General features: G+C 63.3%; 8 protein-coding genes, 3 tRNA genes and 1 pseudogene. All 12 read left to right on the forward strand.

Features of this window, described 5'->3' with window-relative positions; genetic code table 11:
* A pseudogene (locus GXH28_RS09275) lies at window positions 1-353 on the forward strand (restriction endonuclease); the annotation flags it as partial.
* Between the two features lie 455 nt (window positions 354-808).
* On the forward strand, window positions 809-1,279 hold the full coding sequence (locus tag GXH28_RS09285) for a hypothetical protein (protein ID WP_169238749.1): 471 nt from the start codon (window positions 809-811) through the stop codon (window positions 1,277-1,279).
* A gap of 345 nt (window positions 1,280-1,624) precedes the next feature.
* Window positions 1,625-6,061, forward strand: coding sequence for a S8 family serine peptidase (locus tag GXH28_RS09290; RefSeq protein WP_169238750.1), 4,437 nt, complete (start codon window positions 1,625-1,627; stop codon window positions 6,059-6,061).
* A gap of 188 nt (window positions 6,062-6,249) precedes the next feature.
* A tRNA-Phe gene (locus GXH28_RS09295) sits at window positions 6,250-6,322 on the forward strand.
* Between the two features lie 38 nt (window positions 6,323-6,360).
* A tRNA-Gly gene (locus tag GXH28_RS09300) sits at window positions 6,361-6,433 on the forward strand.
* A gap of 47 nt (window positions 6,434-6,480) precedes the next feature.
* Window positions 6,481-6,553: transfer RNA gene (locus GXH28_RS09305), tRNA-Ala, on the forward strand.
* A 110-nt stretch (window positions 6,554-6,663) separates the two neighbouring features.
* Entirely contained in the window at window positions 6,664-7,584 is a 921-nt protein-coding gene (locus GXH28_RS09310) for a nucleoside hydrolase (RefSeq protein ID WP_169238751.1), read from the forward strand.
* Window positions 7,581-8,906 (forward strand): amidohydrolase family protein, encoded by a 1,326-nt coding sequence (locus GXH28_RS09315; protein WP_169238752.1) that lies wholly within the window; start codon window positions 7,581-7,583, stop codon window positions 8,904-8,906. Before GXH28_RS09310 ends, GXH28_RS09315 begins: the two co-directional genes overlap by 4 nt.
* A gap of 43 nt (window positions 8,907-8,949) precedes the next feature.
* The gene (locus GXH28_RS09320) at window positions 8,950-10,089 is read left to right on the forward strand and encodes a BMP family ABC transporter substrate-binding protein (protein WP_169238753.1); all 1,140 of its coding nucleotides are present in this window, start codon (window positions 8,950-8,952) and stop codon (window positions 10,087-10,089) included.
* A 131-nt stretch (window positions 10,090-10,220) separates the two neighbouring features.
* The gene (locus tag GXH28_RS09325) at window positions 10,221-11,816 is read left to right on the forward strand and encodes an ABC transporter ATP-binding protein (RefSeq protein WP_169238754.1); all 1,596 of its coding nucleotides are present in this window, start codon (window positions 10,221-10,223) and stop codon (window positions 11,814-11,816) included.
* Between the two features lies 1 nt (window position 11,817).
* On the forward strand, window positions 11,818-12,945 hold the full coding sequence (locus GXH28_RS09330; protein ID WP_169238755.1) for an ABC transporter permease: 1,128 nt from the start codon (window positions 11,818-11,820) through the stop codon (window positions 12,943-12,945).
* Between the two features lie 34 nt (window positions 12,946-12,979).
* Window positions 12,980-13,927 (forward strand): ABC transporter permease, encoded by a 948-nt coding sequence (locus GXH28_RS09335; protein ID WP_169238756.1) that lies wholly within the window; start codon window positions 12,980-12,982, stop codon window positions 13,925-13,927.
* The last annotated feature ends 12 nt before the right edge of the window (window positions 13,928-13,939 follow it).

Raw genomic sequence — 13,939 nt, forward strand, 5'->3', positions numbered from 1 at the left:
TCAAGAGCAAGCGCAAACAGATTCAGGAAAAGCTCATCAAGCTGGCGACGCGCATCCCCATTTTTATGTATTTGACCGACCATCGGGAACAAACGCTGCGCGATGTGATCACGCAGTTGGAGCCGGGGTTGTTCAAGAACGTCACGGGGCTGACGGTGAAAGACTTTGAACTCCTCGTCAGCCTCGGCGTCTTTAACAGCGCGCTGATGAACGATGCGGTGTACAAGTTCAAGCGCTACGAGGACCCCAGCCTGGTTTATATGGGCGTTGACCGTCATTCAGGGCAGGATATAGGTTTGTACGATACCGTTCTGCGGCGGTCAGAGTACGAGGCAATTCTCGCAGAAGAATAAGCCGCGCGCGCATGCAACGAACACAAACAACGCGCGGCGCGTGTTGCAACCCGTAATGGGCTTGTGCATGTCCAATCGGATGTCGGCGTGCGTTGCTCGACCGCTTGCCCGCTGCGCGTGGTGAAGCGCAGCACAGCGCGCCGCGCCGATGAATATCCGCGCGATGCCTCCACTTCGCCGACGACGGCGGTCACAGCGTGAGACAGAGCGCGCCATCACAACCCCCCCGCCGCCAAGAACAGGCCCCCGGTGCGGTCAGCGGCATGGCAATCATCAAACGCCGCGTCGCCATACGGCGAAATGTTGGTGAAATCACCACGAAAGGCCAATCCACTTTCGCCGAAGAGGCGGCAGAAACGTTATATGCTTTCCCCATGACGCCTGATGACCCAACCCCTGCCAGACCTGCGGCTGTGCACCAAAGCGATCAACTTTTCAGGGAGGAGGTCTTGGCCTTGCGCTCAGAAGTCATGGCCCATGCTGTGCAGTGGCCGCTGGCGGCGCTGGGCATTGCGGGACTGCTCTTGTCGCTTTTGGCCGATACGCGAGTCAACAGTTTGATGCACATTGTCCCTTACGAACTCGCAATAGCGGCGGCCATCATCGGCCTGTGGCAATCGCACCATCGCCCTCGGTTGGCGCTGATGATCGTGGGTTGGGGCGCATGGGGAGTTGCGCTCTCTTTCAGCTTGATTCACGCCATCGGCGCTGCGATGATCGGCATTAGGGTGGCATGCGCAGCCGGCATCATTCTGATCGGGTCATGGGCCGGCTGGGCAATGTGGGCGGGCGCAGTGGTCATCCTGGCCGCTCATGGCACCCTCGCCGCCTACCCCTACCCCACCCCGGCTCAACTGGCCGCGGTGACCATCGGGGCCGGATTGGCCAGAAATTCTTTGTGCAGGGCATCGCACTCACCGGACTAAAAGGCTAAGCCCCATCCGAACGTCGTCAGCGTGAAGCGCTCCGACACCAAGCCCGCAAGCAGAGAATGTGCGACCGCATCGCTCGGTAGGGTTCAAGGCAGGGTGAAACAGATAGCAAGGTGATTGCCTCGGCGCTCTGGTCGGCATACAATCTCACGCTGTGGCCAGACGTCCTGACGCATCTCGCGTTTGCCCCCGTCTGATTCCCGAACCGCCTCCAGCGCCGCAAGCTCATCGCCGAACCTCACCGCAGTTGGCTGGCGCGCACTCGGCCTGGCGACATACAAGACAGCGCCAGACACATCCAAACTCAAGATTGATTCATACCGGCAGATAGGCCCGAACATGCCGCGCTTTCCGTTGCGTCTCTCGATTGCGCTCACGCTCACGCTGAGCCTCAGCATCAGCAGCACGCCGGCGCGCGCCGATCACGCGCTTCAACCGACGCGCCCATTGCGCCTGGATAAAGCGCTGGCTGCTGCGCTGAACGTGCTGCCGGCCAATGCCGATGTGCGCGTGATCGTTCGTCTCGATCCCACGGCCCATCAACGCGCCATCCAAGCGCAGTTGGGCCGGCCTATGGATGCGCGCCGCGCACAGCGTGCAACGCTGGTCGCGGCCTTGCAGGACGCTGCACAACGCAGCCAACGCGACGTGCTTGAGTTCCTCGCCCAGCCGGCTATCGCGGCGCGCACACGCGCGGTGCGACCGCTGTGGATCGTGAACGCAATTGCGCTCAGCGCCACCCCCGACGTTGTGCGCGCCCTGGCGGCTCGCGACGACGTGCTCATGGTGACGCTCGATCGCTGGCAAAAGTGGATTGCCGACGACGCCACGCCGTTCCCCGGCCCGCTCCGTTCGGCTGCGCTGCCGCCGTTCCGCACTCCGCTCAGCGCCACCCTTGGCGCGCGCGTTTACGCCGATCCTCCCGCCCCTGGCGAGGCTACGTGGGGCATCGTCCGCATCGGCGCAGACCGCGTGTGGCGTGAGCTTGGCGTGACGGGCAGTAACGTGGTGGTAGCCAACATTGACACCGGCGTGGATTGGCATCACCCTGCCCTTAAGTCGCGCTACCGCGGCTGGAACGGCGGGTCGGCGACCGACCATCTGCACAATTGGTTCGACGCCACCGACGAAGGCGCAGCCTATCCATCGGACTTGCACGGTCACGGCACGCACACCATGGGCACCCTGGTCGGCGAGGGGGGCATTGGCGTAGCGCCGGGCGCACGGTGGATGGCCGCCAAAGGGTTAAATGGCCAAGGCTTCGGCTACTTCAGTTGGCTCCATGCCGCGTTTCAATTCATGTTAGCGCCCAACGGTAACCCGGCGCTGGCACCGCACGTGTTGAGCAACTCCTGGGGGAGCAACGACGGCGGCAGCACAGAATTCCTCGCCGACGTGCAGGCGCTGCGCGCGGCGGGCATTGTGGTGGTTTTTGCGAACGGCAACAGCGGTCCTGCGGCAGGCACGGTAGGCGCTCCGGCCAGCCTACCCGGCGTCATCGCGGTGGGTGCGAGCGATCCCGACGACGACGTCGCTCGCTTCTCCAGCCGCGGCCCTTCTCCTTTAGACGGCGTGCGCCCCCACTTGACTGCCCCAGGGGTGGGCATCGTCTCCAGCTTCCCCGGCGGCGGCTACGCCAGCGCCAGCGGCACCTCCATGGCCGCGCCGCACCTGGCCGGCGTCGCTGCGCTCTTGCTCAGCGTCAGCCCCACGCTTGACATCACCGCCACGCTCTTCGCCCTCACGAACACGGCGGTCCCGCTCTCCACCACCGTGCCGAATAACGTGAGCGGTTGGGGGCGCGTTGACGCTTATCGCGCCGTGCTCAGCGTCTTACCCCACGGCGTGATCACCGGTTACGTGCTTCATGCCGGCCAACCCATCAGCGGCGCGCAGGTTCAGGCGTACGACGGCATCCACAGCCCCAGCGCAACCACGGACGCCTTAGGCCGCTATGCCATTCCTGCGCCGCCGGGAATTTACACCCTCACGGCGCAAGCGTTCGGCTTCGCGCCCTCCACCTCGCCTCCCAAGATCGTCGCCATCGGCCAGGGCGTTCACGTCAATTTCTCCCTCGCACCGCTGCCCTCTGGCATCGTGAGGGGAACAGTAAGCGACCTATCCACCGGCCACCTGCTCACCCAGACGCTCGTGCGCGCGCTCGGCACCCCAGTCCTATCGCGCGCCGATAGCGGGCCAGGCTATTACGTGCTCCATTTGCCGAGCGGCACATACACCCTTGAAGCACGCTTGACCGGCTACTGGGTGCACACCCAAGTGGTGACGGTCAGCGACGGCGTCATCACCGACGCCCCGATCACCCTCACCCCCACCCAGCGCGTGCTGCTGGTGGACAGCGGCGCATGGTACTACGCCAGCGCAGCGCACTTTTATCGGCGGGCGTTCGATGACCTGCGCCTGGCCTACGACGAGCGACGCATCAAGCGCGTCCCACAAGACACACCCACCCTCACCGAGTTGCTGCGCTACGACGCCGTGGTGTGGTCTGCGCCGTGGGATGCGCCTGGGATGGTGGGAGCGGGCGAGGCGATCTCGCGCTACTTGGCGAGCGGCGGCAGCCTCCTGCTCAGCGGGCAAGACGTAGCGTTCTACGACGGTTACTACGCGCCCCATCCCTACTTTGCCCGCCTGAACGCTGCGCTGCTCAGCGACGAGGCCCCTTCGCGACGGGTCGTGGGCCCCCCCAATAGCCTGTTGGCCGGACGGGCGTTCAGCATCACCGGCGGCGATGGCGCGAATAACCAGGATACACCCGACGTGCTCACGATGCGCAACGCTGACGTGAGCATACCCATTGCCCGCTACGATGGCGACGTCCGCGACAATGCCTGGGCGGGTGTGCTTTCCCGCCCTTGCCTGGACTATCAGGCTGCGCTGCTCAGCTTTGGCATCGAGGGCATTGATACTGCCACGAGCCGCGCTGCGGTGCTCAGCCAAACTTTGGCCGCCTTCATCGCCCCGCGGCCGAGTGAGGGCGTAGCGCTGGCCGAATCCCCCCACCCCAACCTAGAGGTGCCGGTGGTCGCCCCAGGCCAATCGCTCACTTACACCATACGCGTGCGACACATCGGCGAGCAGGGCGTCCCGCAAGCATTTGCCCTCACAGCAACCAGCAGCGACTGGTCGGTGCACGTGCTCTCCCCCACCCTTGTGCTCGGCCCATGTCAGGCGGTCAGCGTGCCGTTGCAGGTCACCGCGCCGCCCACAGCGCCGTGGAACACGCACAACGTGGTCACCCTGACGGCAACTGCGGTGACCTCCCCTCACGTCAGCGCCACGCTCACGCTACGCAGCAAAACACCGGCAGGCATCCTGTTGGTGGACGATGACCGCTTCTTTGACCGCGAGGCCGACTACGTGCACGCCTTAGCCGCTCACGGCAACGCGGCAGATCGCTGGAGCACCCGCGGCGGCGATGCACAATACGCCCCTCCCACCGAGACGCTGCGCCTGTATCCCCTGGTGATCTGGTTCAACGCCTACGATTGGTTCGATCCGCTGAGCGATGGCGAAGCGACGCGCTTGGCCGCATATCTGGCGAGCGGTGGGCGCTTGTTCCTCACTTCGCAGGCGGCGTTGTACTACGTCGCCTCAACGCACCCCTTAATCGCGCGTTACTTTGGCGTCGGCGCCATTGACGATACCGACGCCACCAGCAGCGTGGTGGGCGCGCCGGGACACGTGATCGGACGCCGCTTCCCCGACAACACCCTGCTCACCGGGCCAGGCGGTCGCTTCCCCTACAACTGGAACTTGAGCACCGCCATCCAACCAGCGCGCGGCGCGCGCGTTGTGTTGCGCGGCGAACAACACCAACCGTTTGGCTTGGCCAACAGCGGCCCGGCAACACTGCCCACCGCGCCACGGGCCACAGGCGATCTGGCGCCGGCCGATTGGCGGGCTGTGCTCATGCCGTTTGCATTCGAGGCCCTCACCGCTACAGCCCGCGCCGACCTGATGAACCGCGTTGTGGGGTGGCTCTCATGGCTAGGCGAATCCAGCCTGGTGCCGCACGCGGCCGTTGTCGGCGCAGGCCAACCCGCAACCTTCACTCTGTGGCTGCGCCCGGATCTCTCGGCGCATGGGCCGCTGACGACGCGCCTGGCAATCTCGGCGCAGGTGTCCCCCTCGGCCGACGTGCTGACCTCTGAACTCAGCCACCCCGCCGGCCATTACGCCGGCGATTGGCAGGGCGTGATCACGGCCGGCCAAGCGATAAGCTGGACCTTCGTCATCAGCCCGAACAGCGCCCTTTCACCCGGCAGCTCCCTCTCAGCGACGGCTTTCTTCTCGCTCGAGGACATCGGCATGCGCTTCTCGCAGCAAGCTGAGATACAGATAGATGCGCCGACGCTGACCGCGACGCTCGCGCTCACGCCCACACCATCGCGCTGGGGCGAGCCGATCACAGCGACGCTGTGGATGACAAACTTAGGTTACGATTCAGCGCCTGCCGCCGTCGCGTTGGCCATCGTTCCTTATCCACTTCGCTTGCTTACGCCTACCGTTAGCGCATCATCCGGCGCCGTGATCTCCGCATCGCGCTGGGTGCGTTGGCAAGGCGCCCTCAACTCAGGGCAAAGCATCACCCTGACCTACGTCATGACACTGCCGGCATTTGCGGTATGGCCTGGGGCATACTATCACGCGGTGAGCTTCGGCCCGCACGACGCCTGGCACGACCAGCGCGACGTTTGGATCGAGCCGAGGACGATGCGCCACTTCCTGCCAATCATACGACGCACCACGCCATGAGGTAACGTGATCCTTCCCTCTCCCGAAGTTGGGCAAGCGCCAACACAACGTTCGTCGGCGTGTCCACGATATGAGCTGGATCGGCGACAGGCAGCGGCGCCGGCAACGAATCATCGTGTGGAGCGGATGAGCGGATGATGGGCGGGTTGACAGATTGGCAACTTCGATTAGGATTAACAGGCCATTGCGCCGATGTAGCTCAGTTGGTAGAGCACACGACTGAAAATCGTGGGGTCGTCAGTTCGATCCTGACCGTCGGCATTGACCGGCAAGTGTGCTATAATCGCATTGCACAAAGTGCGGGAGTAGCTTAGTTGGTAGAGCGATTCCTTGCCAAGGAATAGGTCGCGGGTTCAAGTCCCGTCTCCCGCTTTGGAGCGCATAGGGGCGAGCGGGCGCAGTCGCCTCTTAACCTGTTCGGGCCTGTGGCGTAGCTGGGAGCGCGCCTCAATCGCACTGAGGAGGTCAGGGGTTCAAGTCCCCTCAGGTCCATTCGCTTTGCATCCTAACCTCCTGCGGCAAAGCCGCCCTCTGTTACGGACGAACAGCGTTGTGCTGTTCGTCCGTAACTTTTCCGCAGTTGCAGTTACCATAGCCTAACTATGCGCTGGATCATTGACACCGACGCCGGCATAGACGATGCCATTGGGCTAGGGTTGCCGTTCGCGCCAGGACTAGCGCCCACCCACATCCTCCTGGCCGTCACGACCGTCTCCGGCAACGTGCACGTCGCCCAGGTGAACGTGAACGTAGGCGCCGTGCTGGATGTGCTGGAAGCACCAACGCCGATCTACTCGGGCTGCGATCGGCCGATGATCGAACCGCGCGTTCACGCCGAGGATTTTCACGGCCCAGATGGCCTGGGCGGGGCCGGTTTATCCAAGACGACGCGCCGCCCCGAAAGGGAACATGCTGCCCTCGCCATCAGTCGTCTAGCGCGTCAGCACCGCGGCGCCTTGGGCCTGATCGCGCTCGGGCCGCTCACCAACGTGGCCTTGGCGTGCAACCTAGACCCTGAACTGCCGCATCACATCGCTCGGCTGATCGTCATGGGAGGCGCCTGGCAAGCGCGCGGCAATCAGACTTCGGCCGCCGAATTCAACTTTGCGGTTGATCCGGAGTCGGCGCACGTTGTCTTTGAGCGGTTCTCGAACGTGATCATGGTGCCATGGGAGGTTTCGCTCGACCAGATGATGCCGTTTGAGCTCTTCGAGCGCATCCGCGCCGGCGCCACCCCGCGGGCGCGATTCTTCGCCGCTATGACGCGCATCGTTTACGATTGGCGGGACCAATTTGGATTTACCGGCGTACCCCTTCCCGATCCGTTGGCGGTGGCCGTTGCGCTTGATGAGGGTGTGATCGCACGCGCGGTGCAGGCGCGGGTCAAGGTGGACATCGGCCATTCGGTCGGCCGCGCCTTATCTTCTCTCGATTACCGCCATCCCCAGCCGAACGCCCAGGTCGTTGTGCAAGTACATGCCGATGTCGCCTGGCAGATGATCGAACGCGCTTGGACCCAATGAGAACGCTTCTCCTCGCCGACATGGTCCTGACGATGGACGATCAGGGGCGCATCCATCACGACGCCGGCGTGTTGGTGGAAGACAACCGCATCATCGCCATCGCGCCACGCGGAGCATTCGAGGGAGCGGTTGCCGAGCGGGTTCCCCTCAGCCGTCGTCTGCTCATGCCCGGCCTCATCAATGCCCATACCCACACGCCGATGACGCTCTTTCGCGGCCTGGCCGAGGGTTTCTCGTTGCTTACATTGGAAGGATGGTTCCACGGCATACGACTGTGGGAACTGTCCATGACGCCGGACATGATCCCGCCGGCGGTTGCGGTCTCGTGCGCCGAGATGATCCGCACCGGCACCACGTGCTTTGCCGATCAGTACTTCTTCATGGACCGCATCGCGCCGGTGGTGCGCGCCAGCGGCATGCGCGCGGCGCTAGCCTACGGCATCGTCGAGGTGGGCGATGAGCGCGCGCACGATTGGGCGCTTCGCGCGGCCGAGGCGTTCCTGGAGTCACTGCGCCACGATGCGCGCCTGACCGGCTGGGTTGGCCCGCATGCGCTGTTTGTAGACAACCCACTGCCGACGATTCAGGCGGAGCTTGCGCTGGCCGACGCCTACAGCGCCGGCTTGCACATCCACCTTTCGACATCGGGCGAAGAAGACGCGTACTGTTTGCAACACTACGGTGTGACGGCCGTGCAGCAGATGAAGCGCATCGGCGCGCTGGACAGGCGAATGATCGCGGCGCACTGCCTGACAATCCCTGAAGAAGACCTGGCGACGTTGGCAGCGGCGCCGTTCGCAGCGGTCATCGCGCCCTCGGCGTGTATGCGCGCCGGACGACCGGCGGCTCCACTCAAGCGCATGTTGGCCGAAGGGGTCCGCGTCGCGCTCGGGACGGACAACGTAGCGGCCAACAATTCTTACGACCTGTTCAAGGAGATGCAGATTTTGGGCAAGCTGATGGCATATCGTGAGGGCGAGCCGAACCCCATCCCCGCTAAGACCCTCGTCGAGATGGTCACGACGCGCGCCGCCGATGCGCTCGGCCTGGCAGAGCAAGTCGGGTCGCTGGAAGCCGGCAAGCGCGCCGACTTGATCGCCCTCGATCTCGATGCGCCGGGCTTCGCGCCGCGCGGCGCGCAGGATATTTACACCACGCTTGTCTATGCTGTGAGCGGGTTGGCCGTGCAGGATGTCATGTGCGAGGGGCGATGGTTGATGCGCGACGGGCGATTGCTCACGGTGGACTATCGCGCTGCATGCGATGCGTTGGAGGTCGCCTTCGCAGAGTTGCAAACGCGACGTGCGCGACTAAAATCATAGAGTCATCGTTCCTCAAACTCATATGTCCAAAGGAGAGAAAACTGTGAATAAGAGAACCAGCGCCATTTTTGGCTTCACTTTGGCAGCGAGCCTCATACTGGCCGCGTGTGCGCCTGCGGCGCCGACAGCCCCTGCCGGACCGGCAGCGACTCAGGCTCCGGCGAGCGCTGCCCCCGCAGCCGGCGCAAAGAAGCGCGTCAAGCTTGTGCTGAACGGCACGTTGGGCGACAAGTCATTCTTCGACAGCGCTCAACGCGGCATGGAGATGATCAAGAAGGAGTTGGGCTATGAGGTGCGCACTATCGAGCTGGGCTACGACCGCAACAAGTGGGAGCCCGGCCTCGAAGACGCTGCGGCTGCCGATGACTACGACATTCTCGTTGCCGGCACGTTCGACATGAGCAGCTACATCAGCCGCATCGCTCCCCAACATCCCGACAAGAAGTTCTGGATGTTCGATGCCGGTCCGGATTACGAAGGCAAGGAAGGCGGCTGCAGCAACAAATGCGAGAACGTCTACACCGTGCTCTTCCGGCAAAACGAAGGCTCGTATCTGCTCGGGGTATTAGTCGGTGAGCTGATCAAAGCCGGCGCGCTGCCCGGCGCCGAAGGACGGAACAAGGTAGGCATCGTCGGCGGCCTGGACATCCCTGTCATCAACGACTTCATCGTGGGGTTCAAGCAAGGATTCGCTGAGTCCGGCCTGAACCCGGAGGAACACGTGCTGGTCCAGTATGTCGGCGGCGACAGCCCCTTTAACAACCCGGCAAAGGGCAAGGAGATTGCCAGCGCGATGTATGACCAAGGGGCAGCCATCGTGTGGGGCGTGGCCGGCAACTCCGGCAACGGCGTATTCGAGGCCGCAGTGGAGAAGAAGCTCTACGCGCTTGGCGTGGACAGCGACCAGTATCAAACCATCGCCGATCCAGCCCAGAAGGCAACCATCATCACCTCGATGCTGAAGAACGTAGATCAAGGCCTGCTGCGCGCCGCCAAATTGGACGCCGAGGGCAAATTGGTATACGGCGCACCGGAGAGCATCGGCGTCGCCGCAGACGCGGTCGGGGTCGCTGACAACGAGAACTACCAGAAATTCGTCCCTCAAGACATCCAGGCCAAAGTGAAAGCGGCCTATGAAAAGGTGGCCAAGGGCGAAGTGAAAGTGGATTCCGCGTTCAAGTAAGTCGGCAGGCGCAAGCGTCGTGACACTTGACACCGGGCGCGCGGGGAATTAAATTCCGTCGCGCGCCCTATTCGTTCGCGCCTGGCTGTGATTTCCGGGGAAACAGGCCTTTCACAACCCGAGCCAATCTGATGAGCACGCACGCGCCTCACCCCACCTCCCCATCTGCAACCGACTCGGCCGCTGCGCCGCTGGTCGAGATGCGAGGCATCACCAAGATTTATCCCAACGGCGTGCTGGCCAACCACGAGGTCACGTTCGCCGTGCGCGCCGGGGAAATTCATGCGCTGGTCGGCGAAAACGGGGCCGGCAAATCCACGCTCATGAAAATCCTGTACGGCATGGAGCGCCCTTCTGCCGGTCAGATTTTCCTCCGCGGCAAGCCGACGACGATCCACAGCCCGCACGAGGCCATCACCCAAGGCATTGGCATGGTGCATCAAAACTTCATGCTCGTGCCATCGTTCACCATCGCGGAAAACATCGTGTTGGGCACGGAGCCGTCGCGCGGCGCATTTGTGGATAGGCGCGCGGCCATTGCCGCCGCGGCGCAACTGGCGCAACAATACGGCCTCAGCGTGGATCCTGAAGCGCGGGTGGATGTTGTGCCGGTGGGCATGCGCCAACGGGTGGAGATCTTGAAAGCGCTCTATCGCGGCGCCGATGTTCTCATCCTTGACGAGCCGACCGCCGTGCTCACGCCGCAGGAAACCCATGAGCTTTTCACGGCCATCCAACGGCTCATCCAGGTGGGCAAAACGGTGATCTTCATCTCGCACAAGCTGCACGAGGTGATGGAGATCAGCGATCGCATCAGCGTGATGCGCGACGCGCGCCTGGTGGGCACGCTCGACAAGCACGAAGCCAACGAGCGCTTGCTGGCCAAGATGATGGTCGGCCGCGAGGTATTCCTCAACATCGAGAAAACGCCGGCGCAACGCGGCCCACTCGTGTTGAAAGTGCGCAACCTGGAATACGCCACCGAAACCGGCGTCGAAGTGCTCAAAGGCGTGTCGCTCAGCGTTTACGCCGGCGAAATTCTGGGCATCGCCGGGGTAGAAGGCAACGGACAAACCGAACTGGTTGAGGTGATTGCCGGGTTGCGCACTCCCCTTAGCGGCGTCATCGAGCTGAACGGCAAGTCCATCGCCGGTCTGACGCCGCGCCAAGTACGACAGGCCGGCGTCGCGCACATCCCCGAAGATCGGCTGACCAACGGCGTCGCCCTGACCGCAAGCATTCAGGAGAACCTGATCGTAGATCGCTACACGCGTGAGCCGTTTACGCGCGGCGGCCTGATGCGCCCGGCAGCCATCGCACGCAACAGCGAGGCCCTGATCGAAGCGTATGCCATTCGCGCACCGGACGGCAGTTTGCCGGTGGGGGCGTTGTCAGGCGGCAATATGCAAAAGGTGGTCGTGGCGCGCGAGCTGTCCTCGCAGCCGAAGTTGCTGATCGCCGCTCAGCCCACGCGCGGCGTGGACATCGGCGCGACCGAATTCATGCACGAACAATTGGTGCGCGCGCGCAACGCCGGCGTGGCCATCTTGTTGGTCTCCGCCGACCTCAGCGAGGTGATGTCGCTCTCCGATAGACTGGCGGTCATGCACGCCGGCCGCATCGTCGCCCTCTTCCCCAGCACCGAGGGATTAACCGAGGAAGAGGTGGGGTTGTATATGCTCGGCACCAAAACCATGTCACAATCCGAGATCGAGAGTCACTGGTAACATGCAAGTCACCCTTCCCTCATCCGCTTCATCCTTCGATCGCGCTGCAGAACGCGCCCGGGTGCAGCAGGAACGCCGCCGCAGCGCCATCGTTGATCTCGTCGTCACGCTCAGCACCATCGCCCTGGCGCTGCTGGTCGGGTTTCTGGTGATGTTGATCGTCGGCAAAGATCCGATCCTCGCTTACTCCTCGTTGCTCAGTGGCCCGTTGAGCCGCAGCCATCGCGCCGGCCGGTGGATCGAAGATGCCACCACGCTCATCATCCTGGGGCTATCGGTCGCGATCCCCTTCCGGGCCCGCCAATTCAGCCTGGGCGCACAAGGACAGATGTTCATCGCGGCCATGATCGCTGCCGTCATCGCCATCTATCTCCCCTTGCCGCCAGTCCTCGCCATCCTGCTGCCGCTGGTGGCGGCAATGCTGGCCGGCTTTGTCACCGGCCTACTGCCCGGCTTAATAAAGGCCTACCTGAACGCCAACGAGATCGTCTCCACGCTCATGCTCAACGCGGTGATCGTGTTGCTCTATGACTTTCTGTTGACCAACGTGTTCACGCCGCCAGGCGCCCAGTCCTTGCGTTCGGAGCTGATCCAGCCGAACAGCATGTTGCTGCGGCTGAGCGCCATCTTCGGCATCAACCTGGGCCGCGCCAACCTGGCCGTAGTGATGGTCGCCGTGCTCGTGCTGGCCGTATGGGTGCTCTTGAGCCGCACCCCGCTCGGCTACGAGATTCGCATCATCGGCGCGAACGAGAAGTTCGCCCGCTACGGCGGCATCAACACCCAGCGCACCATCGCGCTCTCGTTTGCCATCGGCGGAGCAATCGCTGCGGTGGCCGGCGTGCACCTGGTCCTCGGCGTGCATCAGCGCCTCATCCCAGCCATCGCTGCCGGACTGGGGTTTGAGGGCATCGTGGTGGCCCTCTTGGCACGCAACAATCCGCTGCTTATCCCCATCACCGGCCTGTTCTACTCTTACCTGCGGGTGGGTGGGGACATCATGGAACAAGAAGCGGCTGTTGGCGCAGAGATCGTGCAGGTGATCCAGGCCGTCATCATCTTGCTGCTCACCGCCCAGGTGCTGGTGAACTACGCCAAATCGCGCCACCGCCTCATGCGCAGCACATGAGGCGCCATGCGACGTATTTTCCTGTCTGCATCCCATGGAACAAGCACTTCAAGCGATCTTCAGCGCGACCTTCGTCGCCGCAGTGTTACGGGTGACCACGCCGATCTTGCTGCCGGCGCTGGGCGGATTGATCGCCGAACTCGGCGGCGTAGCCAACATTGCCCTGGAGGGCATCATGCTCATCTCGGCCTGCGCCGGCGTGCTGGTTAGCATCGCAACGCAAAGCGAGTGGCTGGGGTTGCTGGCCGGATTAGCTGCCGGGATCATCACTGCCCTAGTGCTGGCTTTCTTTCACCTCGACCTTAAAGCGGACATCATCCTCTCGGCGATCGCCATCAACATCCTGGCTTCGGGGGGGACCATCTTCGTGGTATTTCTGCTCACCGGCGACAAGGGCAGCACCAGCGCCCTGGTGAGCCGACAAATGCCATTTATCGAAATCCCCATCATCAAAGACATCCCGCTGCTCGGGCCGATCCTGAGCGGCCAGAACTTGCTGACCTATATCGCCTTCATCGCCGTCGCCGGGGTTGCGATATTTCTTTACCGCATGCGCGCCGGTATTCATCTGCGCGCGGTGGGCGAAAACCCGGACGCCGCGCGCTCGGTCGGCATCAACGTGCGCAGTCAGCAGTATTTGGCGCTGGCGCTGAGCGGCGCGCTGGCCGCGTTGGGCGGCGTGTATCTCAGCATGGGCTACGTCAAGTTCTTCGCCCGCGACATGACCGCCGGTCGTGGTTTCATCGCACTTGCAGCCATCTTCCTGGGCGGCAAAACACCGCTGGGGACCATGATCGCCGCATTGGTGTTCGGCTTGGCCGAGGCACTCTCCGTACAACTCGGCAACTTGCGCGTGCCCAATCAACTCGTGCAGATGATCCCCTACATCGCTACGCTCATCGCACTGGTGGTATATGCGCTTGTCCAGCGCCAACGCGCCATCGCACACCAGCGGAGGTTCCGCCAAGCGCCTACCCCCTAACTGCACCTTCCC

The sequence above is a fragment of the Candidatus Roseilinea sp. NK_OTU-006 genome (assembly GCF_012931985.1).
GTDB lineage: Bacteria > Chloroflexota > Anaerolineae > J036 > Brachytrichaceae > JAAFGM01.